Source organism: Vibrio furnissii CIP 102972 (genome assembly GCF_000176175.1).
Classification (GTDB): Bacteria; Pseudomonadota; Gammaproteobacteria; order Enterobacterales; family Vibrionaceae; genus Vibrio; species Vibrio furnissii.
The window spans coordinates 222,492-247,405 of record NZ_ACZP01000012.1; the positions used below are offsets into that span (position 1 = coordinate 222,492).

Below are 24,914 nucleotides of genomic sequence, written 5' to 3' on the forward strand. Positions count from 1 at the left end.
ATCAGTTATCTTTCCGTTCAAGCGTCGCCACGACGCGAATATCCGGGCCGACCATTCGGCAATCTTGAATGTTCAACGCCAAAACCTGCTGCATATCCGTCAGTCCCAACGCCCCAAACAGGCCGCGTCCGTCGCTGCCCATGATTTTGGGTGCCAGGTACACAACCAGTTCATCCACCAAGTCTTGTTCCAGCAGCGATTTCGCCAAAGTGGCGCCGGCTTCGACCCAAATATGGTTGATATTGTGGTGTTTGGCTAACGCTCCCAAGACTTCGCGCAAATTCAACTGGCCATGTTCATCAAGCGCAACACACACATCGGCATCCTGATTCGCCACACGGAGCACAGCACTGTCCGTTGCATACAGGGCCAGTTCGCGGTGCAATTGATGCTGACGATCGAGAATGGCGCGCACCGGTTGGCGCAGATGTTGTTCAGCGTATGTTGCTTGAACATGTGCAGGTAAGTCCTGCCAACGCACCGTCAAAGAGGCGTTGTCGGCTAACACGGTTTGGCTGGTTGATAGCACCGCGCCAGCTTGCGCGCGATAAGCCTGCACATCTTGGCGCGCCTGTGGTGATGTAATCCATTGGCTGCGACCATTGGCCAATGCCGTTTGACCATCAAGACTTGCCGCCATTTTCAGTTGCACCCATGGCATGCCGGTTTTCATGCGTTTGATAAACGCCGGATTCAGTGCCAGCGCATCAGCTTCCAATAAACCAACCTGCACCTCAATGCCCGCTTCGCGCAGCATGTCAATGCCCCGCCCGGCCACCTGCGGATTTGGGTCTTGCATCGCGCAGATCACGCGCGCGACACCGGCTTTAATCAAGCCTTCAGCACACGGCGGGGTACGCCCGTAATGAGAGCACGGCTCAAGCGTCACATATGCGGTGGCGCCCACCGATTGCTCGCCCGCCATACGTAAGGCATGTACTTCTGCATGCGGTTCGCCAGCGCGAAAGTGAAACCCTTCCCCGACAATGGACTCGCCTTGCGTGATCACGCAACCGACATTGGGATTGGGGGCAGTGGTAAAACGTCCACGCTGCGCCAGTTTGATCGCACGGGACATCATTTGATAATCAAAAGAGGTAAATGTAGGCATAGTCTGGAAATGCTCAGTCTTCGAGTTTAGCAATCTCTTCGCCAAATTCCCGCACATCTTCAAAGCTGCGGTACACCGAGGCGAAACGAATATAAGCGACTTTATCCAACTCTTTGAGCTGTTCCATCACTAAATTACCGATCAATTTGCTTGGGACTTCACGTTCCCCCGTCGCACGCAACTTCGATTTGATGGTACTGATTGCCAATTCAATGGCATCGGCACTGACTGGGCGCTTCTCTAGTGCGCGTTGCAACCCACCCACCATTTTGTCTTCATCAAACGGTTCACGGTTGCCATTGGATTTGATCACCCGAGGCATCACCAGTTCGGCGGTCTCAAAGGTGGTAAAGCGCTCATTACAAGCCAGACATTGGCGGCGGCGGCGCACTTGATGGCCATCGGCTACCAAACGTGAGTCGATCACTTTTGTATCGTTCTCAGAACAAAAAGGACAATGCATATCACCTCCATAACAAGGCTTTCAGTGTACCGGAATTAGTTTGGCGAAGAAAAGGAAAAGGGGCGAAATCGCCCCTTTTGTCTACAACTTACGCTTATTTTGTTAACTACGTGACAAGTAGTTCGCTTTGCCCACCCACTTGTAGCTGGTGAGCTCTTCCAAGCCCATTGGACCGCGCGCGTGCAGTTTCTGAGTGGAGACCGCCACTTCCGCGCCCAACCCAAATTGCGCACCATCCGTAAAGCGGGTTGACGCATTGACATACACCGCAGCCGAACCCGCAGCATTGATGAACAGCTCCGCGTTGCACAAGCTGTTGGTCATGATGGCATCCGAGTGGCTCGCGTTGTGCTCACGCATGTGATCAATCGCTTCATGAACATCTCGCACCACTTTCACGCCCAGTGTGTAGCTCAGCCATTCGGTGTCAAAATCGCCCGCTTGCGCGTCACGAAGCTGTGTTGCCGAACTCATCAGCGCTTTGGCTTTGGGTTCCGCGACAAACGTCACTTTGTCATTCAGTTTTGCAACCAGTTTTTCCAGCAGAGGCTGCGCAATGGCTTCATGCACCAGTAAGGTATCAAGCGAGTTACACGCTGATGGACGCTGCACTTTGGCGTTTTCAATCACATCCACCGATTTATCCAAATCGGCACTGTCATCGACAAAAATATGGCTGATACCAAACCCGCCAATGATGACCGGAATCGTACTGTTTTCTTTACACATTTTGTGCAAGCCCGCGCCGCCACGCGGAATAATCATGTCCACGTAATCGTCAAGTTTGAGCAGTTGAGTCACCAGTTCACGGTCTGGTTTTTCAATGTATTGCACAGAAGCAGCAGGCAGCTGCGCTTTTTCCAGCGCAGACTGAATCACTTTGACCAGCTCCACATTGGAGAAAAACGTCTCTTTGCCGCCACGCAGAATCGAGGCGTTACCGGTCTTTAGACACAGCGCAGCGATATCGATGGTCACATTCGGGCGCGCTTCATAAATCACCCCGACGACGCCCAGAGGCACGCGACGACGCGACAACGACATGCCATTTTCGAGCACTTTGCTGTCGATTTCGCTGCCCACCGGATCATGAAGGCTGATCACGTTACGCACGTCATTGGCAATCGCATTCAGGCGCGATTCATTCAGCAGCAAGCGATCCAACAGCGCATCACTTAAACCTGCATCGCGGCCCAATTGGATATCTTTGGCATTGGCCGCGAGAATTTGCGCCGCATTGGCTTCCAGTTCATCAGCAATGATGGCCAGTGCCTGATTTTTTTGTGCCGTCGAGGCGGTGGCGAGTTGAAACGACGCGTCTTTGGCCGCTTTCCCCATGAGTGTTAAGTCCACTGTCTCTCTCCCTATTCCTGAATCACGACCATGTCGTCGCGGTGAATCACTTCTGAGCCATAATCATAGCCGAGTGTTTCGATAATCATTTTACTGTGTTTGCCGGCAATTTTTGCCATGTCGCGGCTGGAGTATTTCGCGATGCCACGCGCCACCAAATGGCCATGGCCGTTGGTCACCCGTACCACTTCGCCACGCGAGAATTCACCTTGAACGCGCACCACACCTTTCGCCAGCAAGCTGCTGCCTTTGTTCAAGACTGCGCGCACTGCGCCATCATCGATGAAGATGTCACCGGATGCAGCTGGCCCAGCCAAAATCCAGCGTTTGCGGTTTTCGAGCGCTTCTTCCAACGGTAGGAAGCGCGTACCTTGCGGCGCGTCGCTCAGGGAATCGAAAATGACGTTCGGCGCACGACCAGCCGCAATAATCACCTCAATGCCCGCACGGCGAGCAATATCTGCCGCTTGCAGTTTGGTCGCCATACCGCCAGTGCCCAAGGTGGTGCCACTGCCGCCTGCGATTTTACGCAGCGTGTCGTCAATGGTTTTGACTTCTTTGATCAGCTCGGCATTGGGGTCTTTGCGCGGGTCGGCGGTGAATAGCCCTTTTTGGTCAGTCAGCAGCAGCAATTTATCAGCGCCGCACAAAATACCGACCAACGCTGACAGGTTGTCGTTATCGCCCACTTTGATTTCGTTGGTCGCCACCGCATCGTTTTCGTTGACGATCGGAATGATGTCGTGGGCCACCAACGCGTTGATGGTGTCACGAGCGTTGAGGAAACGTTCACGGTCGTCAAGATCGGCACGCGTCAGCAGAATCTGGCCGATTTTGATGCCATAAATCGAAAATAGAGATTCCCAAGCTTGAATCAACTGACTCTGTCCCACCGCGGCCAGCAACTGTTTGCTTGAGATCGCGTTGGGCAGTGCGGGGTAACCAAGATGTTCACGGCCTGCTGCAATTGCACCAGACGACACGATCACGACTGAGTGACCTTGTTTTTTCAGTTCAGCACATTGACGCGCCAATTCGACCATATGCGCACGGTCGAGCGCCAACGTACCACCGGTCAGAACACTGGTTCCTAGTTTCACGATGACAGTTTGTGAAACATTTCCGCTTTGATGATTCGTTTTCATGATTTCTTCTGTAATGAAAAACATTTAAGAGAAGATGTTTTAGCAATCAACAGCGGAATGCACAAGCAGAAAAGGTGCTAAAAAGCACCTTTTTGATTGACAGATATGTCAGACGGGTAAAACTAAACGAATTCAGTTGATTGCTCATGCAAAGATAGCGTGAGCGCGAAACGTTCTTGTAACGTTTTCTCTAACTTTTGATGAAAGTCTTCCTGCGTGCGATTCACCTCTGGCAATGCCGTTTTCGGCACCGCATCGGCGTGCCATTCACCCGCCAGATTGTAACGCCCGATATGATATTTCGCTTCAAACCCGTCGGACGTTGGGCTCAGTTCCATCCACCACCCCCAAAATTCACGTTTCTCTGGGGACTTTTTATCGTTGACACAAAACGCTAAACAATCAAACAGATAGAAACCATCTTTGCACTGTCCTTCGCGCAAATAAGGACCAATGGCTTTCAGTGCCGCCAACAAACGATAATGGGTCGGACTCTTCGTCACCTCTGACATATTGACTCTCCGTTGCAATGTTAAGAATGACCTTTAATATTTGATAATTATATATTTAAGCAATATATATTCATCACTCTTAACTAATTTAGGGCAAAAGTCATCTGTTGAGTTCGTCTTCCAGCCAATTTATCGCTAAATCGAGGGATTGCTCATATCCTTGTGTAATTGTCTTACTTTTTATTTGCTTAGCTTTACCACCTTGACTAAAGAGCGCCACCAACTGGTTATCGCTGTACGGTGATACCGGATCGCCTTCCAACCCCATGGCGAGAATCGGCACTTTGGTACGACGACTGCTAAGGAAGCCTTGCATTTTCAACGACCACGCCATCAACTGCCCAGACAAGCTGTCGATATCCACCGCCGATTTGCCCAAACGTGATGCCAGCACATCCAAGTACATCTTGGTCATCATCTTCATTTTTTTCGGCGAGACCAACACATCGTGAATCGGCGCGCCGAGAGAGACACACGCTTTCACACGCTCTGGCTCAAGGAACGACAGGCGCACCATCGCATTGCCGCCAAAGCGGAATCCAACGAGGCCGACACGGAAGTGATCCACCCAAGGCAGCGTATCCAGTTGGTTGAGCACAGCCTGATGCAAGCATGACGAATCTTCTGTGAGCGCCCAGTGCGAACTGTGGCCCACCGAAGGCATGTCGATGGTCAACATCGCGATATCCCGCTTGACCAAAAAGTCACGGAACAAACGCCACATGTCCGTTTGTAAGCTATCAAGCCCGGCACTGACGATCACCACCGGCTGCGGTTTTTCAGTATTGGAGAGATGCAGGTGGCCGACGATTTTTTTGTTTTTGTATGGGAACTCTAAGCGCTTCACCACGTATTTGGTGAGGTTGGCCGCTTCCATGTAAGCGTTGTTGGCCAGAATTTGCGCTTGCAGCGCGAGGTTATCGTTTCTCAGATGTGGGTAACCGGCAATGCTGAAGCAGAGCGACGCGGCAAACATTTCATCAGCGGCTTTTTCGCCGGCTTTTGACCCGGCGCGCGCCTGATGCTGCATGCCCAGCTTGGTCCATTCATAGGCCCAGTTGCCACCACGATACCCCATCACCGTATCCAGCCAGCGATCTTCGGTACGGGAATGTTTGGATGAGGCGATACGCGCTAGTACTTCTTCTTGTTCAACCGGATCGATACCCTGCCAAGCCCACTGCAAACGACGCAGGTTTCGGTACCAAGCGTTGTCCTCTTGCTCTTTTTTCTGTTCAAGAAATTGTTGGCTACTTGGCATGTACTGAATAAGAGAGGACGTTTCTTTGGCTTGTTTATGCTTTTGGAACAAAGTCTCAGAAAGGTTTTTGCTGATTTCTTCGGACATAACGCGTCTCTGTTGAGAATAGTGGCCTAATAGTAATAAAAAAAATGGCCCTAAACAGGGCCATTATCAAATAAAGTTGAGAATCACAGTTTATTTTTGTTTACGGTTTACCGGTTCAACAAACGACAAAACCATGTCCCAAGGCTGTTCAATCCACGTGTCTTGTGGAATGTCCACCACGTATTGATCCACCAATTCACGACCTGCAGGCTTCGCGCATACAGTCACAAATTTCGCTTTTGGATACATTTCACGGATCTTACGCGCTGTATCGCCACTGTCGACTAGGTCATCAACAATCAGGAAACCTTCGCCATCGTGATCGGGTGCTTTTAGCACGCTCATGTCACGTTGGTGATCGTGGTCGTAGCTCGAGATACATACGGTATCGACATAACGAATACCCAGTTCGCGAGCCAGGATAGCTGCTGGTACCAAGCCACCACGGCTTACACCCAGGATACCTTTCCATTGTTCTGCAGGCATTTGAAGTTCAGCCAGTTCACGGCAGTACTTCTGCATATTGTCCCAAGTGATAACGAATTTTCTACTCATTGTTATTGACCTAAAGTTTGGAAATGTTTTGCCGCGCTTACGCAGCAAGAATGTATTTGACAGCAAAGATGATCGCCATCACCCAGACACTGAGTGACACGCTGCGGCCTTTCCCACTCAACAGCTTAATCAGCGCGTACGCGATAAAGCCCATTGAAATACCTTCTGCAATTGAGAAAGTCAGTGGCATCAAAAGACAGGTCACCACGGTTGGCGCCGCTTCGGTCAGATCGCGCCAGTCAATGCTTACCAGTCCTGAAAGCATCAGAATAGCAACGTAAAACAGCGCACCTGACGTCGCGTAGGCTGGGATCATACCCGCTAATGGCGAGAAGAATAATGCAAGTAGGAACAAAATACCAACGACAACTGCGGTCAGACCGGTACGGCCACCTGCTGCAACACCCGAGACACTCTCGACAAAAGAAGTGGTATTAGACGTCCCCAGCAGCGCACCCACTGATGTGGCCGTTGAGTCCGCCAGCAGCGCGCGATTCAGACGAGGAATCTTGCCGTCGTCACCAATCAGGCCCGCTTTGGTCGCAACGCCAACCAATGTGCCCGCAGTGTCGAACAGGTCGACAAACAGGAATGCAAACACAACCGAGATCATGCCCACTTCAAAAACGTGTGAGAAGTCGAGTTGCATGAAGGTTGGTGCCAAGCTTGGTGGCGCAGACATCACGCCGCCCCACTGCACATCACCGAAGATCAGACCCAAGACGGTGATGGATAAAATCGCAATCATCACGGCACCTTTCACACCACGGTGAACCAGTGCGATGGTGAAGAAGAAACCGAGCGCGCCGAGTACTGCAGGCAGCGACGTGATGGCTCCCATAGAAACCAGTGTTGCTGGGTTATCAACCACGATACCGGCATTTTTCAGCGCAATGAACGCCAAAAACAGACCAATACCCGCCGAGATACCGGTTCGCAGTGACATCGGAATCGAGTTGATGATCCACTCTCGAATCTTAAACAAGCTCAGCAGAATAAACAGCACGCCTGAACAGAACACGGCTGCAAGCGCAACCTGCCAAGAGTAACCCATACCCAGCACGACCACGTACGTAAAGAACGCGTTCAGGCCCATGCCCGGAGCTTGTGCAATCGGGTAGTTCGCGACGAGACCCATGATGAAACAGCCAACCGCCGCCGCCAGACAGGTAGCAACAAAAACGGCACCACGATCCATTCCGGCATCTGAAAGAATCGCTGGGTTCACGAAGATAATGTATGCCATGGTCAGGAAGGTGGTGACCCCTGCAATGATCTCAGTGCGCACGTTTGTGCCATGTTCACTGAGTTTAAATAGCCTTTCCAGCATGTTCGAGTCCTAATAAAGGTAAAAAGTAAACGGTTGCGTAATCGATTGGGCGCAGATTATAAAGTTATCAAATCACAAATTCCAGACGGAATTTGCATCGATTTTTTAGAAACTCAGAAACATTTATGCACAGCTACACATAAACAGCAGGCTTTTCGGCCAAAAAATCATCACCAGAATGGCAGGTCAGAAATGAGAACAACCTCTCCCTTTTGCTTGACTGCACATCAGAGAGAGGTTGTGAATATCAGCAGCATCCACCCGATGGGATTAGGAATTCATCACCTTGTTCGGCAACCAAGTAACGAGGTCTGGAAACAGCATGCAGATCACCAGCACCACAAACTGCACCAGAATGAATGGCGTGACCGATTTGTACAGATCCATCATGGTCACCCCTTTCGGCGCAATGCCTTTGAGGTAGAACAGTGCAAACCCATACGGCGGCGTCTGCACCGCAATCACAATGTTGAGAATCATCAACACGCCAAACCAAATCGGGTCATATCCAAGTGCCACGGCAACTGGAGTAAATATCGGCGCGCACATCAACACAATGATAAATTCATCAATGATGAAACCGAGCAGCAACATGATGACTTGAAACATCATGATGATGACAATCGGCGGCAGGTCGAGATTTTGAGTAAAGCCTGCCACCATGCCTTGAATTCCCATCAGCAGATGGAAGTTACTAAACACCGACGCGCCGAGAATAATCCACATCGCGACACTGACCAGCATCGCGGTTTGCATGCCCGAACGCATCAAGAGTTCCGGTTTAAACCGCTTGAACAGAATCGAGAGCAGAATCGCGCCCATCACGCCCAGCGCGCCCGATTCCGTTGGCGTCGCAATCCCGGCAATGATGCTACCAAGGACAACCACAATCAGCGCAAATGAGGAAGCGCCGTCACGAATGGTTTTAAACAGCTCATAGCCTTTGGGAATTTCGATGTCGTTGTCGATGTCCATCGGCGCACGTTCTGGACGCATTTTACAGCTGATCACCACGTAGCTGATGAGCAGTACAATCGTGATCAGCGCAGGGACCATCGCGCCAAGAAACATCTTGCCGACCGAGTTCTGAGTCGAGGATGCGAACATGATCATCGGAATGCTCGGCGGAATCAGAATGCCCAGCGAACCGCCTGCCATAATCACCCCAAGTGCCAGCTTCTTGTCGTAGCCGCGCTCAAGCATCGGTTTGAGCGCAATCGAACTGGAGGTCATGATGCCGGCGCCGATGATCCCCACCATCGCGCCGATCATTGAACAAACGCCGATCACGCTGATCGCCAGCGATCCGCGCACACGGCCGATCGCCAGTTGGCTGGCGTTAAACATCGCATCGCCGATCCCAGAGCGCGTCAGGATCTGCCCCATGTAGATGTACAGCGGAATCGCCAGCAGAATAAAGTTGAAGAAGGTGCTTTCGACCGTGGTCGGAATGATGTTAAACAGCGACTCGCCCCACACCAGATACCCAACGCCCATCGCGATTCCACCGAGCGCCAGCCCCACTTGCGCGCCAAGAACGAACGCGGTCAGAATACAACCCAACAACACCAGGGTTAACATCTCAATTCCCATTTGGGCTCTCCTTGTCAAAAACGGAATCCAACTGGTCGTTATCGACCTTAAATGGCTGCTCATCCAGATTGACGTGCTGATGAACCTCACCATTCAATTCGCGGCCTTTGATCAAAAAGAACAGATTGGCAATCAACTCCGTCGAGTATTCGGCGATGAACACGCCTGCCGAAACCGTCATCATCAACCAGAAGTGATGCATGGCGGGTGCCCATTCACTCTGAGTTTTGTAATTGAATTCGAGACTTTCGATAAACATACCACCGCAGGTTTTGACCATGACCGCCAGAAACCCCATCGCCAAAATCCCCGTCAGCACATCAAACAGGCGTCTGGTTTTTTCCGACACTTTGGCGTGAATGATATCGACGTTGATGTGCGCTTCGCGTTGCTGAGCATACGCGCCGCCTAATGCCGCAATGTAGCCAAACAAAAATAAGGACGTGTCGTAACCCCAAATGGTTGGGCGGTTCAACACGTAACGAGCAAACACCTCGTAAAACACAATCACGGCAAGTACGGGAAGCAAGTACGACACTGAGCGTCCAATCAGACTGACGACGTATTTCGTGAACTGGCAATACCTCAGTAAAATGACTTCAAGCATAGAAATCTCCCTATAAAAAACAGGCGAACCCAAACGGGTTCACCTGCGTCGTCCATTATTGTTGCTCAAGAATATCTACCAGCTGCTTGGAATACTTGTCTTCCGCGGCATACTCTTTTGCCAGCGACATCCCCGCGTCTTTCCACGCTTTCAGATCCGCCTCTGAAGGCTGCGGGCTCCATTGCAGGCCTTTGGCTTCCATATCGGCTACCGCTTGCGATTCCCACAGTTTGGATTTCGACATCTGTTCCTGCGCGTGCGCTGCCGTTGCCGCTTTCACAATCGCCTGCAAATCAGCCGGTAGTTTGTTCCACGCTTTCTGATTGACGACGATGGGGAGCACTTGCGCGCCCGCCAGTGGCACGGGGTACATGTATTTCGCCACTTCAACGTGGTTGCCATCGCGGTGATCAATCATGTTTGAGCCGATCGAGCCGTCGATCACACCCGTTGCCAGCGAGGTGTAGATTTCGCTCCATGCCAGAGAAACCGGCGAAGCGCCCAAATTACGCAGGAACTTGCCGTACGCACCTGGCGCACGAATCTTCAAGCCTTTGAAATCGGCAATCGAATTGATGGGCTGTTTGGTGATGATGTACACCGGTGGTTGAATGTAAGGATCGAGCCATTCCAAGCCTTGCGAACCGTACGCTTGTTTAAGAATTTTGCCCCAACCTTTGTCATGGAACAGCGTGGTCAGTGCCGCGACATCCGACGTGCCCCCCGGCAAGCCCACTTCCACGACGCCCGCCGGGAATTCCCCAGCATGCATCGGTTGAAAGGGTGCGCCCATGGTGATCAAACCCGATTTCACCGCACTCAGAATGCCGCTGGTTCCAACGCCCTCACCGGAGTAAAGCACTTGCACGGCGATGCGACCATTCGACATGGTTTCGATGTTCTTGGCCAGGTCTTCATACACCTCGCCAAACGCAGTGCCACGGCCGTATAAGTTCGCAAAACGCCAGTTGTACTGCGCCGCTAGGGTTGCGGTCGAACACATCAAAGCACTCACCCCAACCGCCGCGGCCAGAACAGCTTTCGCCAGCTTGGTTCCCTTTACACTTAACATAGAAATTCCTCTTCCTGCATCGTTACACTTTTGTTATTGATTTGTTTCCCAACTCAATATGAAGAACGGAAAAGGAATGCGATAGAGCCAGTGGCGAAGTTGTTATGGTACCAGCCAGGCTTGCCGTTCTGGTACCAACGTTTGTGAGCAACTGGTACTCAGTACGCACCGCGTTTTGTGTCTAACATGCCATCATCAGCCTACAAAAGAGATACAAATATGGAGCACATTGTTAACAAGACGCTACTGAATGCGACCTGCGCCGCCAGTGACGACGCGATTGCGGTTCTCAACCCCGCCACCGATGACATTCTGGCCTACATTCCATCTGTCGATACGCAAACCATCCACACGCTGATCGCCCGTTCAAAACAGGCGCAGCAGCGCTGGCAAGACAAAACTGCCGCCGAGCGCGCTGTGATTCTTAAGCGTTGGTACGATTTGATGGTAGAAAACGCCGACGACCTCGCGCGCATCATGACCTTGGAACAGGGCAAACCACTGGCCGAAGCCAAAGGGGAAGTGATGTACGGCGCATCCTTCATTCAATGGTTCGCCGAAGAAGGCAAACGCACCTATGGCGAAACCATTCCGTCACCGGCAGGCAACAAACGTCTGATGACGGTCAAGCAGCCGATTGGCGTTGCCGCCGCCATCACGCCTTGGAATTTTCCGATTGCGATGATCACGCGCAAAGCCGCACCTGCGCTGGCTGCCGGTTGTAGCTTCATCGTTAAACCCGCCAACCAAACGCCGCTGTCGGCGTATGCCACGGCGGAGCTGGCCTATCAGGCGGGTCTGCCTCAAGACTTGTTGATTGTGCTCAACAACCATTCATCGGTCGCCGTGGGCGATATTTTCTGTACTCACGAGGACATCAAAAAGCTGTCATTCACTGGGTCGACTCAAGTGGGTCGTCACCTGATTACCCAATGTGCAGGCACCATCAAACGGACATCGATGGAACTGGGCGGCAACGCGCCGTTTATCGTGTTTGATGACGCCGACATCGATGCCGCGGTGCAAGGCGCCATTGCCTCGAAATTCCGCAACGCCGGTCAAACCTGCGTGTGCGCCAACCGCTTCTATGTGCAGGATGCAGTGTATGACGAGTTCGTGACGAAATTTGTCGCGGCCGTGGCAGAGCTGACAATGGGCAACGGTCTTGATGCGGGTGTCAACATCGGTCCGCTGATTGATATCAAAGCGAAAAACAGCGTGCTCAGCTACATCGATACGGCGGTCGAACAAGGTGCCAGCATTGCGCTGGGCGGTCAGTCTGCGGGCGGGCTGTTTATCGAACCGACCGTATTGACCAACGTGACACAAGCGATGGACATCGTGCAAACCGAACTGTTTGGCCCGGTCGCGCCGATCGTGCGTTTCTCCCACGACGACGAACTGGTGCGCAGCGCCAACGACACCATTTACGGCCTCGCCAGCTACTTCTACACCACCAATATTCACCGCGCGTTCCACATCGCCGAAAAGCTGGAATACGGCATGGTGGGCATTAACGAAGGACTGATTTCCAATGAAGTCGCGCCCTTTGGCGGCGTGAAACAATCCGGCTTTGGCCGCGAAGGCGCCAAACAGGGCATCGACGAATACCTCAATATCAAATACCTCTGCTTCGGTGGCTTTTAAGCCGCTGAACATCATCACAAGGACACGCAAACATGACAAATACGGAATGGCAAACTCGCAAGGAAAAAGTCGTCGCGAAAGGCATGGCGAACCTCGCCCCCATTTACGCAGCGAAAGCAGAAAACGCGCTGATCACCGATATTGAGGGCAAGCAGTACATCGATTTCGCCGCAGGTATCGCGGTGAATAACACCGGTCACTCACACCCACGCATCGTCGCGGCAGTCAAAGAGCAGCTCGATCAATTCAGCCACACCTGTTCCATGGTGACGCCTTACACCAGCTTTGTTGAACTGGCCGAGCGCGTGGTCGACATCGCGCCGGGAGAGTTCGACAAGAAAGCTGCATTTGTCACCACAGGCGCAGAAGCGGTCGAAAACGCGATTAAGTTTGCGCGCGCATACACTGGCCGTAGCGGCGTGATTGCCTTTAAAGGCGGTTTCCATGGCCGTACCAACCTGTGTATGGGACTGACTGGCAAAGTGGCCCCATACAAAACTGGCTTTGGTCCGTTCCCGAACGACATCTACCACGTCCCTTACCCAAATGCGTATCACGGCGTCAGCGAAGTGCAGAGCCTTAGCGCAATTCAGGATCTGTTTGCCTGCGATATCGAACCATCACGCGTTGCCGCGATCATTTTTGAACCGATTCAAGGTGAAGGCGGTTTCTACCAAGCGCCAAACGCTTGGGTCAGCGCGATCCGCGACCTGTGTGACCAACATGGCATCGTGATGATCTGTGATGAAATTCAAACTGGGTTTGCCCGCACCGGTAAACTGTTTGCGTGTGAATACTTCGATGCCAAACCGGATCTGATCACCATGGCGAAAGGCATTGCTGGCGGCTTCCCGCTGTCGGGTGTGGTCGGCAAAGCGGAGATCATGGACGCCGCCACGCCGGGCGGCATAGGGGGCACATATGCCGGGTCGCCACTGGCCTGCCGCGCTGCGCTGGAAGTCATTCAGATCATCAAAGATGAAAACCTGTGTGAGCGTGCGCAGCACGTCGGTCTGCAATTTCAAGAAAGCTTGCTCGAAATGCAGAAAACGATTCCGCACATCGGGGATATTCGTCAGGTCGGCGCCATGATTGCGATGGAACTCAATGATCCAACCACTGGCTTGCCACTTGCAGACCTGACCAAACAATTGGTATTAAAGTGTCATCACCAAGGCGTGATCTTGCTCTCGTGTGGGGTGAAGGCAAACGTGATTCGTTTCCTTCCGCCACTGACCATCGAGTCAGCGCTGATCACCCAAGGCTTGGATATTATAAAAACGGAACTGCAGTCGTTAATCTGACCGTCAACGAGACCTCAAACAGATGCGCAGCCATGCGCGTCTGTTTTCTCTCCCCTTCGTTGATACGCGTCACACGCACTGCTTGATGTGCAGGAAAGCTATGCTGTATCAATTGATTCATATCGACCCCCAAGATTCGCGCACGCTACAAGATCAAATCAAAAGCGACATCGCGAAAGCCATCTTTGCTGGATTTGTGCCCAAGCAAACCAGCATCATGTCATCCCGCCGTTTGGCGGAAAAACTCAACGTATCGCGCAATACTATTTTGCGGGTCTACGAACAGCTCGCCGAAGAGGGCGTGTTGGTGCCGATTGAACGCAAAGGCTATTACGTCAATCCGCAGTTAGAATTGAGCGCGCCAGCGCCCCACCCAGACACCCCAGCCCCAGCCACCAGCGCGGGTTTGGATTGGTTTAATTACCTCAATGCCGAACACACCCGTGCGGATGTCGAGGCGAACGATCTCAACGATTATCCGTATGTATTCGTCAATGGACTCGTCGATGAAGACCTATTTCCGGTGTCGGAATGGCGTAAGTGCAGCATTCAATCACTCAACAAAAGCAACCACCGCAGTTGGACGTCCAATGATCACGACTATGAAGAACTGATCGAACAAATCCGCACTCGCGTGCTGACCAAGCGCGGCATTTTTGTCGCCAAAGACAACATCGCCATTACGCTAGGCAGCCAAAACAGCCTCTATTATTTGAGTAAATTGCTGGTCAGCAAACAGAGTACGGTGGCGATGGAAAACCCCGGCTACCCAGAAGCGCGCCATCAATTTCAGGCACGACGTGCCCATGTATTGCCGATCGAAGTCGACTCGCACGGTTTGGTTGTTGATGAACGTCTAGCCGATTGCCACCTGGTGTACACCACACCGAGTAACCAATTTCCAACCACCGTGCGTATGTCGCCCGAACGGCGCCAAGCGTTGATGACACAAGCGGATCGGCACGATTTTCTGATCATTGAAGATGATTTTGAGCATGATGTCAGCTTTATGGAGAACAGTTGTCCACCGCTGCGCTGCGAATACCACAGCGAACGCATCATCTATATCTCCAGTTTTACGGCCAGCATCGCGCCGGGGCTGCGCATCGGTTTCATCGTCGCCGCCGAGCCGCTCATCGCACAAATCAAATCGCTTCAGGTGCGCACCCACAGTCTGCCGCCGAAAAGCAACTGTCAAACGCTGGCACTGTTTCTCAGCCTCGGCTACTACGATGTGTTGGCACAAAAGCTGCTCAAGCGCTACCGCGACAAGTGGCTGACGATGGAAAAAGCGATGAACTATTATTTCCCGCAATCGGGGGCGGTGGCTTCATTGGCAGGCACGGCATTTTGGATCGAATACAAACAGGGCTTTGATGCAGAACGCTTTGAACGGCTGGCCGAGGCGCAAGGTATTCTGATCAACAATGGCGCCAAGTATTACTGCTGCGACCACAAGAACAACAGTTTTCGGCTTAGCTTTCAGTCGATTCGCACCGAGAACATTCGCGAGGGCATCCAACAACTGGCGCGTATCGCCAAACAGATCTTACCCAACGAACGCTTGGCAGATTGTGAATCCCCGCCGCTCACCAGCCAACAAATTCGCGCGCTGTTGACCCAAAAAACATTGCTCACCAAAGATTGCTTCAACATCCCCTATCGCATCACACTGCAAGCTGATGGCAAGTTGATTGGCATTTCCGAACGTCCGAACGACGTGGATGAAGGCTACTGGTGGGTTGAGAACGACAAATTTGTCTATCAGTGGCGTAACTGGCAATTTTCGGACATCCGTTACATCACGATCGTGTGCGAACACGGTGAGATCAAACGGTTTGATGAAGACGGCTACTTTATTGGTGAGGCGACGATCAGCGCTTGATCATCGCAATTGGCCGGATCGCAGGCATAAAAAAACGCCACCTGATCGCAGGTGGCGGTGAATCATATTAACCAAATTTGATTAAAAATAAATTCTAATATAGGGGTGAACAAAACTGTTCGAGTTGCAAGCTATCGCTTAGTAGCCAAAGCTTGACGGGTATGTAAAGCTGCCGGTAAACACAGATTTGTTTTTCCAGAACATTACAGAAGATAAACCTTTATTCATAACTATCACCATTAAAACCATACATTCTTGATTGATTTCTCGGTTCCTTGGAGGCGACAAATCGGACTCATCCTTTGAGCATTTTGTCTTCGTTTCCGAAGTTGGTTACAAATATACCACCAAGAAATTTTATTACAATACTTTTGGTGACAAAAATCACATAAATTCGATTAATTGATCTACGTCATGCATATTTGGTAATTTAATTACAAAAACCTCATTTTGTTTTTTAATAAAATTACCAATAGAGCGCAATCAATTGCATTTCATCACATTCGTATTCCTGCCACCATCACCAAAGTGTGACCGATAAAAAACAATCGATCCGCAATTGCGCTACTCCCGATCCGCGCATAGTGGTATGCTGTTGGTCGTCACTATGTCGCAGCCCGATTCCAGTCTATTTGTCTAAAAATAGCGTCAAAAACCTATCAATGATCGGGAAAATTTACACAAAAGGAGTTATCTGTGTCTGAATTCCATTCTGAAATCAGCAAGTTATCACCTGCCCCTGTATGGCAGTTTTTCGATAAGATTTGCTCAATTCCTCACCCGTCAAAACATGAAGAAGCGCTGGCGCAATACATCATTGGCTGGGCCAAAGGACAAGGTCTGGACGTGCGTCGCGATCCAACAGGCAACGTCTTCATTAAGAAACCAGCCACTGCGGGGATGGAACATAAAAAAGCGGTCGTGCTGCAAGCGCACATCGACATGGTTCCCCAAAAGAACGAAGACACCGATCATGACTTCGCCAACGATCCGATCCAACCTTATGTCGATGGCGAGTGGGTCACCGCAAAAGGCACCACATTGGGCGCAGACAACGGCATCGGCATGGCAACATGTTTAGCCGTCTTGGCATCGACAACGATCAAACACGGCCCACTGGAAGTGCTGCTAACCATCGATGAAGAAGCGGGCATGACGGGTGCGTTCGGCCTAGAAGCGGGTTGGTTGGAGGGAGAGATCCTGCTCAACACCGATTCCGAACAAGAAGGCGAAGTGTACATGGGCTGCGCAGGTGGCGTGGACGGTGCATTGAGCTTTGATATTCAACGCGACGCGCTGCCAGCAGGTTACGTGACTCGTCAATTAACCCTGAAAGGGCTCAAGGGCGGCCACTCTGGTTGTGATATTCACACCGGTCGCGGCAACGCCAACAAACTGATTGCCCGTTTTCTTGCCGGCCACGCACAAGCATTGGATCTGCGTTTGATCGAATTTCGTGGCGGTAGCCTGCGCAACGCCATTCCTCGTGAAGCGTTTGTGACTGTCGCCGTACCTGCAGAGAATCAAAGCAAGCTTGACGCACTGTTCACCACCTACACCGACTTACTGAAGGAAGAACTCGGCCGTATCGAAACCGGCATCGTGACCTTCAACGAAGCGAAAGACGTGGCCCAAGGTGTCTTTACGCTCGCGGATCAACAACGCGTGATCGCAGCGCTAAATGCATGTCCGAACGGCGTGATTCGCATGAGCGATGACATCGAAGGCGTGGTTGAAACCTCACTCAATGTCGGCGTCGTCACCACTGAAGGCGACCAAGTGAAAGTATTGTGCCTGATCCGCTCATTGATCGACTCAGGCCGCAGCCAAGTCGAAAGCATGTTGACTTCCGTGGCAGAACTCGCCGGTGCAAACATTGCGTTCTCTGGTGCTTACCCGGGCTGGAAACCGGATGCTGATTCCGAAATCATGCACATCTTCCGTGACATGTATGAAGGTATTTACGGCCATAAACCGAATATCATGGTGATCCACGCAGGTCTTGAATGTGGCCTGTTTAAGAAACCGTATCCAACGATGGACATGGTGTCGTTCGGTCCAACCATCAAATTCCCACACTCTCCTGATGAGAAAGTGAAGATCGACACAGTCGGCCTGTTCTGGGAACAAATGATTGCTTTGTTGGAAAATATTCCAGCCAAAGCCTAACCAGAAAGCCGGGGTCAAAAACCCCGGCTTTGTTTTGGTAAACTATCAATAATTTTTGTCGACACGAAAAATTTAATTCATTAGATTGAATTTATTGTTCGCTGCTAGAGTTCGCGTCCTTGAAGTTCCCAGAGTTATTCACCAAACTCTATTCAAGCGATAACTCCATTATGAAGTTGTATCGGGGATGCTGCTTAACCCCCACACTTTCGGGTAAATTCCTGAGCAGTATCTGAAATTCTCAAACTAATGACATTGCGATGAAAGAAAAAATGATTGTCGGATGGCGAGAAACACTCAGCCTTCCAGGGTTAGGTATTGATCAAATTAATGCAAAAATCGATACCGGAGCCCGCACGTCTTGCTTACACGCATTCAAGGTCGAGAGCTTTATGAAAGATGAAGCGCTCTGGGTTCGTTTTTGGATCCATCCCTTGCAACATAATGAAGAAGAAGTCACTGTGTGTGAAGCAGAAGTGGTGGACGAGCGCACGGTACGCGATTCCGGTGGCCATGAAGAGACGCGATTCGTGATCCGATCCGATCTGTCTCTTGGTGGTGAAACCTGGCCCGCCGAGATCACGCTCACCAACCGTGAAAATATGGCGTTTCGTATGCTATTAGGCCGAACAGCCATGCACCACAGAATTGTTGTCGACCCAACTGAGTCGTTTTTAATCCCTTTCGAGGAGCCTAGATAATGAAAATTGGTATTCTGTCGCGTAATTCGTCGCTGTATTCAACCAAGCGTTTGATTGAAGCATGCAAGCAACGCGGCCACGAAGTCAAAGTGATCGATGCATTGCGCTGCTATATGAATATCAATTCGGAAAAGCCCGAGATTCATTTTAAAGGTGAAGAACTGTCGGGCTTTGACGCCGTGATCCCGCGTATCGGAGCTTCGGTGACGTTTTACGGCACCGCCGTGCTGCGTCAGTTCGAAATGATGGGCGTGTATCCAGTCAACGAATCCGTGGCAATTAGCCGCTCACGTGACAAACTTCGTTCTATGCAATTGTTGTCACGCAAAGGCATCGGCATGCCGATCACCGGATTTGCCAGTAAACCTGACGATGTCAAAGACTTACTCGACATGGTGGGCGGCGCACCGGTGGTGATTAAATTGCTTGAAGGCACCCAAGGCATCGGTGTAGTGTTAGCGGAAACCCGCAAAGCAGCGGAAAGCGTCATCGAAGCGTTTATGGGCCTGAAAGCCAACATCATGGTTCAGGAATACATCAAAGAAGCGGGCGGCGCAGACATTCGCTGTTTTGTGATTGGTGATAAAGTGATTGCCGCGATGAAACGTCAAGGCGCTGAAGGCGAATTCCGTTCGAACCTTCACCGTGGCGGAACAGCCTCGCTGGTAAAAATTACTCCACAAGAACGCAAAACTGCAATCGACGCTGCCAAGATCATGGGCTTGAATGTCGCAGGGGTTGACCTGCTGCGTTCAGAACGTGGCCCGCTGGTGATGGAAGTCAACTCCTCACCGGGTTTAGAAGGTATCGAGGCAGCGACCGGTAAAGACATCGCTGGAATGATTGTCGAATTTATTGAGAAGAATGCGGCAAGTAAAAGGACTCGAACCCGTGGCAAAGGTTAATAGAAGAAATAAACCGTATCAGTTTCTGGGGGAGTCCATTCCCCCAGGAAGTAAACAAGTCATTGAGCTGGAAGCTGCGAAACTTTACACCCACTCCCCGCTTTCGATTCCCGTTGAAATCATTCATGGTGCCGCTCCCGGCCCGGTTTTAATGGTCAATGCCGCCATTCATGGCGACGAACTCAACGGCGTCGAAATCGTTCGCCAACTCATCAACGCCATTGACCCAACTAAACTGAAAGGCACCTTAATCGCCGTCCCGATCGTCAACGTGTTCGGCTTCATTCATAAATCTCGTTATCTCCCTGACCGTCGCGATCTCAACCGCTGTTTTCCCGGCAGTGAAAAAGGCTCGCTGGCCTCGCGCATGGCGCACACCTTTTTCTCCCAAGTGGCACAGAACTGCGACTACATCATCGATCTACACACCGGCGCGATTCATCGCACCAACTTGCCTCAGATCCGCGCCGATTTAAGCAACCCAGAAACCCTGCGGATTGCTCAAGCGTTTGCAACCCCGGTGATCCTTGATTCGCCCCTGCGCAACGGATCGCTGCGCAGTGAAGCGGAAAAATCTGGCATTACCGTGCTGACGTACGAAGCGGGCGAAGCATTGCGCTTTGAGCCAATCGCCATCAGTGCTGGCATTGTCGGCATTAAACGCGTGATGCAAGCCGTTGGCATGATGCGCATGAGCCGTAAAAAATTACCCACCTCGGTGATTGCCAAATCCACCAGCTGGCTACGTGCCGAAGCGGATGGCATTTTACGTACCGTGGTGTCCCTGGGCGATCGCGTTGAACGCGGCCAAGTGCTGGCCTACATCAACTCGCCGCTGGGCAATGTTGAAGTAGAGATCAAAGCCAATAAAGGCGGCATTGTGATTGGCCAACAAACGTTGCCATTGGTAAACGAAGGGGATGCGGTGTTCCATCTGGCTTATTTCACTCAGCGTGATCACATGGTGGAACAGGTAGTGGGCGATTTTATTGAAGAGGTCATCGACACCGATCTTGAACCGCTGACGACCGGCCAGTTGATGCCACCATCCCCCGCTTAGCCCGGTTGCCCGATAGCAAAAAGCCCCGATTCATCGGGGCTTTTTTGTGTCACGAACTGAACTGACGCTTAACCAACTGACGCTTAACCAAATGAAGCCCAGATCACTGCGGCCACCAACAATGGGCACACGAAGCGCACATACCAAGGCCACACTTTACCAAACAGACTCTGGGTGAATTCCGGGAAACCTTGCTCCAGCTCTTTAAACTTGGCATTGCGATTCCATACCCACCCCCCAAACAGACAGAACATCAGTGCAGCAGTCGGTTGTAGGTATTGCGTGGCTGTGGTGGCCACCAAGCCAAACAGCGCGCCAAAGTTATACACGATCACGACACTAAATAGCGCCAAAATACCACCCAGCACCCAACTGGTTGGGGTGCGCTTGGTGTTAAAGCGCTCACCGACCAAGGCCACCGGACACTCCAACATCGAAATCGATGAGGTCAGCGCGGCAATGGTCAGTAGCAGGAAGAACACAATCGCAAACAGTTGACCAAACAGGCCCAAGCTATCAAACATCAATGGCAGCACGGTAAACACCAGCGTGTCAGAGCTTAGCAATGAACCATCTTCGGCATAGATTTGTACGCCTTTGTGCATCGCGACAAACATCGCAGGCATCACCACTAAACCAGCAATGAACGCGACGCCGGTATCCACCAAAGTGACGTTCATCGCCATCTTGGGCAGGTTCTCTTTCTTGCTCAAGTACGAACCATAGATCAGCATCGAACAGCCGCCAATCGTCAGCGAGAAGAAGCCTTGCCCCATGGCCGCCAAAATCAGTTTACGGTCCCACACTTTTTCAAAGTCAGGAATCAGGTAGTGTTGCAAGCCTTCCATCGCGCCTTGTTGCATCATGATGTAAACAAACAGCACCGCAAACAGCACAAACAGAGCAGGCATCAAACGCGTGGACCACTTTTCGATGCCCTGTTTCACGCCGCCTTGCACGATGAGGATCGTCAGAACGTAAAAAATGAGAGTACCAAGAAGGTTACGTTCAACTGAAAAGCCTTTTAACCACGCTGTCGCCGTTTCCATCCCGAGAATATCGGTCACCGCTCCCAGCATGAAACAGATGATCCAGCCACCCACAATGCTGTAAAACGCAAGTACGGCACTTGGTACGCTCAGGCCAACCCAGCCCACCAAACCACCGACACGCTTCGCCAACGGGTTCCCCGTCAGTGAACGCATACTATCCACCGGGTTTGCCTGACCATAACGGCCGATCGCCATTTCGACCACCAGCATAGGAAACGCAACCACAAAGATCAGAACCAGATAGACCAACAGGAACGCGCCACCACCATTGCTGGCCGCTTGTGTTGGAAAGCCCCAGATGTTACCAAGGCCAACTGCCGCACCCGCTGCGGCTAAAATGAACCCAAGGCGAGATCCAAACGTTTCACGGGAATTATTCTGTGCCATTACCACTCACACATACATCATCAAACTAGTTGACTAGTACACTAATACAAACCGACAAAATACTCAATCAGTAATAGAATTGTTTGCTAGGTAAATTACACAATCTGTCGCACTTATTTTGTAAATTTTGACTGCTACGGTTGAATTGTTCATTTATTCAGCAAATGTCTTTCACAACCGACTGGCTGCGACCTTGATCTTTGGCTTGATACAAGGCTTGATCCGCTTCATGGAACAGTACCTGATATTGGTCGCGATTCGGCTCAAAGATACGCACCCCGCCAATACTGATACTCAAATGGCCCTTCACGGGCGATGCCTCGTGCTCAATCGCAAGCGCAGCCACTTGATTTAGCATTTGATGCGCAAAGTGACCGGGCTCCAATTCCGTATCGCTTGCAAGGACGACACAAAACTCTTCTCCGCCAAAGCGTGCCACGACTTTCGCGCCATCAAACGGAATCTTCTCCAACGCATGCGCGATCTGTTTGAGCGCGTTGTCCCCTTGCAAATGACCGTAGCGATCATTGTAGAGCTTGAAATAATCTACATCGATGAGGTAGAGCAGCACCCAAGGATAGCGTTGTTCGCAGATGAAACTCGTCAGCTCGCGTTCTAATTTGCGGCGATTCGAAATGCGCGTCAGCGGATCGTGTTCTGACTGCCAGCGCAACTCTTCGCGGCTTTTGTCGAGTTCATTGAAAATCTGATTGATGGTGCGCGCAAACGCTTTCATTTCACGCGAAACAAAAAAGCTTTCATCGGGGATCTTGCCCCCTTTGGACTTAAACCGCTCCAGCACGCGATTGGCGTTCGTGATGGGCCGCACCAGTGAATCGACCACCAACAGGTTGATGAAATACATCAGCACCGAGAATGCCATCAGCGCGACGATTTCATCATTGCGGATAAACGTCGGCAGCTTCACCTGATGCGTGAGTTTGATCACCACGCTGGAATTGCCGCTGAAATCGAGTTTCTCCAAATAGCTCACATTGGGTTGTGCTTTGGGCATCTCGGCATACGGCGCGCGGCTCAACACATCAATATCAATCCCCGTGGCTAGCTCGATCACGTTTGCAAACTGGCTGCGCACTTTCTTCACAAAGATCAGATAACCTTTGTCACATGCAGTGCCTTCGCTGTTGCACACACGGGACGTGGCCGCCAAAAACGGCTCTTGCCCCACCACCACAAAGCGCACTTTCGCTTCAACGTAGTCACGGCTGGCACGTTTGGGTTCACTGAGAATGATCGGGAAATAGGGCAAAAACGATTGATAGTCACCAACTTTGCGTTGCTCAAAATCGTATTTCATCCCCCACACCAGTTGTTCATCCGGCGTGAAAATGAAGATGCCATCCAACGCTTTCGACTGAAACGCATGAATCCCGATGCTGTCTTCGATGAATTCGGGATCGGGATCGGCGATGTATTCCGCCAGATCGTTCCAAGCCGCATAGTCGGCCATGGACGCTCCCATTTCCTGTTTCTCCAGCGCAATGATGGTTTGGACGCGAGTGGTTTCAGCTTGTTGCAGTTGGCGGGCATGCTCCAGCTCGCGGTCAAACGACCAAAAGTATTTGAACGCGAGATAAAAAAGGACAAAACACGCCACCACCGCCAATGCTGTCAGTGCAGTTAACGAACGTAGACTGATATTGCTCAGAGTCATGGCACCTTATTTGTTTTGAGAGAGGATGAAAAAGAGCGCCTTAGCGCTCTTTTCAGTTTAGATGGTAAAAACTTGGTAGTTCTTTAGTTCAGGTATTTTTTGATGCAGTTGCTGCTCTTGTTCAACCACATCGTCGAGTGAATCACACAATTCACGTCGCTCTTTTTCGATCGTCTGGGAATGCTCATTAAAGCGCTGTTCTAGGCGCGCTTTCAAGTCTGCCATGGTATTTCCCAGCTCCGTCAGATTGATGCCGCCATCTTGCTTCATTTTGCTCGCGATCGCGTCAAAGGCGCCGGTTAGAAACTCTTGGGTAAATAGCGCTCGCGCTTTGTCGAAATCTTGCTGCCATTGTTGGCTCATTGACTCAAACGTATCGGCAGGCAACACCCAGTCGCCATCTTTGTTGTAGCGCGCTTCAATATCATCCACAAACGCTTTCATCGATTGCTTCACGTTATTGAACGCTTCTGGCGCATCGATACTATTCGCCACGTCATCTAAAATATCATTCGCCATCGCAAGGCCATCACTGGCCACTTGGCGCGCCTTCGGTAGCGCGTTGGCAATGCTTTCACGATAGGATTCCACAGCCTGTTGCTGTTGCGGCGTCAGCGACTGCTTCTCTCCCGCCAAATACAGATTATTGTTGTGGTCCATCACCGCGGTCTGACCGCTGGCAGTATGGATTTCCACATCCTTGCCACTGAGATGAACTTCATTCTTCACGTCCACCTGATGGCATTGTGCGGCCCATAACGACGTGCTGCACAGTAAAGAGGTTACTAATACTATTTTTTTCATCATCATTCCGGTCTGTGATATGGCGCTTGCACCAAACCAAGTCGCACATGTGGTCAAGCGTTGAGTTCATTCGCGCCGCTGTTACCCATCGACAGTAACATGGCGGCCCTATCCGATTGTACGCATGGACGGGCTAACCATACCCAAAACTGCACGTCCATCGGTTAGCGGTTTGTCAGTTATTGATGGTTCAGCGACCATTTAGCCGATGGATGCGCAGAATAGGGGGAGAACGC

The 24,914-nt window shown here is 51.3% G+C and carries 21 protein-coding genes; 7 read left to right on the forward strand and 14 right to left on the reverse strand.

Going from position 1 to position 24,914, the window contains the following annotated elements:
• Window position 1: 1 nt before the first annotated feature.
• From ribD to VFA_RS03900, 11 genes are all read right to left on the reverse strand, one after another.
• Entirely contained in the window at window positions 2-1,111 is a 1,110-nt protein-coding gene (ribD, locus tag VFA_RS03850; RefSeq protein ID WP_004724916.1) for a bifunctional diaminohydroxyphosphoribosylaminopyrimidine deaminase/5-amino-6-(5-phosphoribosylamino)uracil reductase RibD, read from the reverse strand.
• Between the two features lie 13 nt (window positions 1,112-1,124).
• The gene (gene nrdR / locus VFA_RS03855; RefSeq protein WP_014204550.1) at window positions 1,125-1,574 is read right to left on the reverse strand and encodes a transcriptional regulator NrdR; all 450 of its coding nucleotides are present in this window, start codon (window positions 1,572-1,574) and stop codon (window positions 1,125-1,127) included.
• 102 nt (window positions 1,575-1,676) lie between these two features.
• Window positions 1,677-2,927 carry a glutamate-5-semialdehyde dehydrogenase gene (locus VFA_RS03860; RefSeq protein WP_004724920.1) on the reverse strand — a complete coding sequence of 417 codons (1,251 nt, stop codon included), beginning with the start codon at window positions 2,925-2,927 and terminating at the stop codon, window positions 1,677-1,679.
• 11 nt (window positions 2,928-2,938) lie between these two features.
• Window positions 2,939-4,096, reverse strand: a complete 1,158-nt coding sequence (gene proB, locus VFA_RS03865) for a glutamate 5-kinase (RefSeq protein ID WP_004724922.1) — start codon at window positions 4,094-4,096, stop codon at window positions 2,939-2,941.
• 98 nt (window positions 4,097-4,194) lie between these two features.
• Complete coding sequence (gene crl / locus VFA_RS03870) at window positions 4,195-4,584, reverse strand: sigma factor-binding protein Crl (RefSeq protein WP_004724924.1); 390 nt, start codon at window positions 4,582-4,584, stop codon at window positions 4,195-4,197.
• A gap of 100 nt (window positions 4,585-4,684) precedes the next feature.
• Window positions 4,685-5,932, reverse strand: a complete 1,248-nt coding sequence (gene frsA / locus VFA_RS03875) for an esterase FrsA (RefSeq protein WP_004724926.1) — start codon at window positions 5,930-5,932, stop codon at window positions 4,685-4,687.
• 90 nt (window positions 5,933-6,022) lie between these two features.
• Complete coding sequence (gpt, locus tag VFA_RS03880) at window positions 6,023-6,487, reverse strand: xanthine phosphoribosyltransferase (RefSeq protein ID WP_038150864.1); 465 nt, start codon at window positions 6,485-6,487, stop codon at window positions 6,023-6,025.
• Window positions 6,488-6,524: 37 nt separating this feature from the next.
• Entirely contained in the window at window positions 6,525-7,817 is a 1,293-nt protein-coding gene (locus tag VFA_RS03885) for an NCS2 family permease (RefSeq protein WP_004724929.1), read from the reverse strand.
• Window positions 7,818-8,087: 270 nt separating this feature from the next.
• On the reverse strand, window positions 8,088-9,410 hold the full coding sequence (locus VFA_RS03890; protein WP_004724932.1) for a TRAP transporter large permease: 1,323 nt from the start codon (window positions 9,408-9,410) through the stop codon (window positions 8,088-8,090).
• A complete protein-coding gene (locus tag VFA_RS03895) occupies window positions 9,400-10,017 on the reverse strand; it encodes a TRAP transporter small permease subunit (protein ID WP_038150865.1) in 618 nt (205 codons plus the stop codon). Before VFA_RS03895 ends, VFA_RS03890 begins: the two co-directional genes overlap by 11 nt.
• A gap of 55 nt (window positions 10,018-10,072) precedes the next feature.
• Window positions 10,073-11,089 (reverse strand): TRAP transporter substrate-binding protein, encoded by a 1,017-nt coding sequence (locus VFA_RS03900; protein WP_004724936.1) that lies wholly within the window; start codon window positions 11,087-11,089, stop codon window positions 10,073-10,075.
• A 219-nt stretch (window positions 11,090-11,308) separates the two neighbouring features.
• Between VFA_RS03900 and VFA_RS03905 the strand changes: the two genes are divergently transcribed.
• From VFA_RS03905 to VFA_RS03935, 7 genes are all read left to right on the forward strand, one after another.
• Entirely contained in the window at window positions 11,309-12,736 is a 1,428-nt protein-coding gene (locus VFA_RS03905) for an NAD-dependent succinate-semialdehyde dehydrogenase (RefSeq protein WP_004724937.1), read from the forward strand.
• A gap of 32 nt (window positions 12,737-12,768) precedes the next feature.
• Window positions 12,769-14,040 (forward strand): 4-aminobutyrate--2-oxoglutarate transaminase, encoded by a 1,272-nt coding sequence (gabT, locus tag VFA_RS03910; RefSeq protein WP_004724939.1) that lies wholly within the window; start codon window positions 12,769-12,771, stop codon window positions 14,038-14,040.
• A gap of 100 nt (window positions 14,041-14,140) precedes the next feature.
• A complete protein-coding gene (locus VFA_RS03915; RefSeq protein ID WP_004724942.1) occupies window positions 14,141-15,925 on the forward strand; it encodes an aminotransferase-like domain-containing protein in 1,785 nt (594 codons plus the stop codon).
• A 696-nt stretch (window positions 15,926-16,621) separates the two neighbouring features.
• Entirely contained in the window at window positions 16,622-18,094 is a 1,473-nt protein-coding gene (locus VFA_RS03920) for an aminoacyl-histidine dipeptidase (RefSeq protein ID WP_004724944.1), read from the forward strand.
• A 260-nt stretch (window positions 18,095-18,354) separates the two neighbouring features.
• Window positions 18,355-18,795 carry an ATP-dependent zinc protease family protein gene (locus VFA_RS03925; protein ID WP_014204542.1) on the forward strand — a complete coding sequence of 147 codons (441 nt, stop codon included), beginning with the start codon at window positions 18,355-18,357 and terminating at the stop codon, window positions 18,793-18,795.
• On the forward strand, window positions 18,795-19,700 hold the full coding sequence (gene rimK, locus VFA_RS03930) for a 30S ribosomal protein S6--L-glutamate ligase (protein WP_004724949.1): 906 nt from the start codon (window positions 18,795-18,797) through the stop codon (window positions 19,698-19,700). The genes VFA_RS03925 and rimK overlap by 1 nt, the downstream gene beginning before the upstream one ends.
• The gene (locus VFA_RS03935) at window positions 19,660-20,760 is read left to right on the forward strand and encodes a succinylglutamate desuccinylase/aspartoacylase family protein (protein WP_086027257.1); all 1,101 of its coding nucleotides are present in this window, start codon (window positions 19,660-19,662) and stop codon (window positions 20,758-20,760) included. The genes rimK and VFA_RS03935 overlap by 41 nt, the downstream gene beginning before the upstream one ends.
• Before the next feature lie 83 nt (window positions 20,761-20,843).
• Here the strand turns inward: VFA_RS03935 and VFA_RS03940 are convergent, their stop codons facing one another.
• The 3 genes from VFA_RS03940 to VFA_RS03950 all read right to left on the reverse strand — a co-directional run bounded on the left by VFA_RS03940 (window position 20,844) and on the right by VFA_RS03950 (window position 24,678).
• Window positions 20,844-22,199, reverse strand: coding sequence for a sodium-dependent transporter (locus VFA_RS03940; RefSeq protein WP_004724952.1), 1,356 nt, complete (start codon window positions 22,197-22,199; stop codon window positions 20,844-20,846).
• A gap of 157 nt (window positions 22,200-22,356) precedes the next feature.
• On the reverse strand, window positions 22,357-23,874 hold the full coding sequence (locus tag VFA_RS03945; RefSeq protein ID WP_004724953.1) for a sensor domain-containing diguanylate cyclase: 1,518 nt from the start codon (window positions 23,872-23,874) through the stop codon (window positions 22,357-22,359).
• A 57-nt stretch (window positions 23,875-23,931) separates the two neighbouring features.
• The gene (locus tag VFA_RS03950) at window positions 23,932-24,678 is read right to left on the reverse strand and encodes a YggN family protein (RefSeq protein ID WP_038150868.1); all 747 of its coding nucleotides are present in this window, start codon (window positions 24,676-24,678) and stop codon (window positions 23,932-23,934) included.
• Window positions 24,679-24,914: the final 236 nt, after the last annotated feature.

Bases quoted from the DNA above. Each gene is read 5' to 3' on its own strand.
- ribD (WP_004724916.1), bottom strand. From the start codon at position 1,111: ATGCCTACATTTACCTCTTTTGATTATCAAATGATGTCCCGTGCGATC.
- nrdR (WP_014204550.1), bottom strand. From the start codon at position 1,574: ATGCATTGTCCTTTTTGTTCTGAGAACGATACAAAAGTGATCGACTCA.
- proB (WP_004724922.1), bottom strand. From the start codon at position 4,096: ATGTTTTTCATTACAGAAGAAATCATGAAAACGAATCATCAAAGCGGA.
- crl (WP_004724924.1), bottom strand. From the start codon at position 4,584: ATGTCAGAGGTGACGAAGAGTCCGACCCATTATCGTTTGTTGGCGGCA.
- frsA (WP_004724926.1), bottom strand. From the start codon at position 5,932: ATGTCCGAAGAAATCAGCAAAAACCTTTCTGAGACTTTGTTCCAAAAG.
- gpt (WP_038150864.1), bottom strand. From the start codon at position 6,487: ATGAGTAGAAAATTCGTTATCACTTGGGACAATATGCAGAAGTACTGC.
- VFA_RS03885 (WP_004724929.1), bottom strand. From the start codon at position 7,817: ATGCTGGAAAGGCTATTTAAACTCAGTGAACATGGCACAAACGTGCGC.
- VFA_RS03890 (WP_004724932.1), bottom strand. From the start codon at position 9,410: ATGGGAATTGAGATGTTAACCCTGGTGTTGTTGGGTTGTATTCTGACC.
- VFA_RS03895 (WP_038150865.1), bottom strand. From the start codon at position 10,017: ATGCTTGAAGTCATTTTACTGAGGTATTGCCAGTTCACGAAATACGTC.
- VFA_RS03900 (WP_004724936.1), bottom strand. From the start codon at position 11,089: ATGTTAAGTGTAAAGGGAACCAAGCTGGCGAAAGCTGTTCTGGCCGCG.
- VFA_RS03905 (WP_004724937.1), top strand. From the start codon at position 11,309: ATGGAGCACATTGTTAACAAGACGCTACTGAATGCGACCTGCGCCGCC.
- gabT (WP_004724939.1), top strand. From the start codon at position 12,769: ATGACAAATACGGAATGGCAAACTCGCAAGGAAAAAGTCGTCGCGAAA.
- VFA_RS03915 (WP_004724942.1), top strand. From the start codon at position 14,141: ATGCTGTATCAATTGATTCATATCGACCCCCAAGATTCGCGCACGCTA.
- VFA_RS03925 (WP_014204542.1), top strand. From the start codon at position 18,355: ATGAAAGAAAAAATGATTGTCGGATGGCGAGAAACACTCAGCCTTCCA.
- rimK (WP_004724949.1), top strand. From the start codon at position 18,795: ATGAAAATTGGTATTCTGTCGCGTAATTCGTCGCTGTATTCAACCAAG.
- VFA_RS03935 (WP_086027257.1), top strand. From the start codon at position 19,660: ATGCGGCAAGTAAAAGGACTCGAACCCGTGGCAAAGGTTAATAGAAGA.
- VFA_RS03940 (WP_004724952.1), bottom strand. From the start codon at position 22,199: ATGGCACAGAATAATTCCCGTGAAACGTTTGGATCTCGCCTTGGGTTC.
- VFA_RS03945 (WP_004724953.1), bottom strand. From the start codon at position 23,874: ATGACTCTGAGCAATATCAGTCTACGTTCGTTAACTGCACTGACAGCA.
- VFA_RS03950 (WP_038150868.1), bottom strand. From the start codon at position 24,678: ATGAAAAAAATAGTATTAGTAACCTCTTTACTGTGCAGCACGTCGTTA.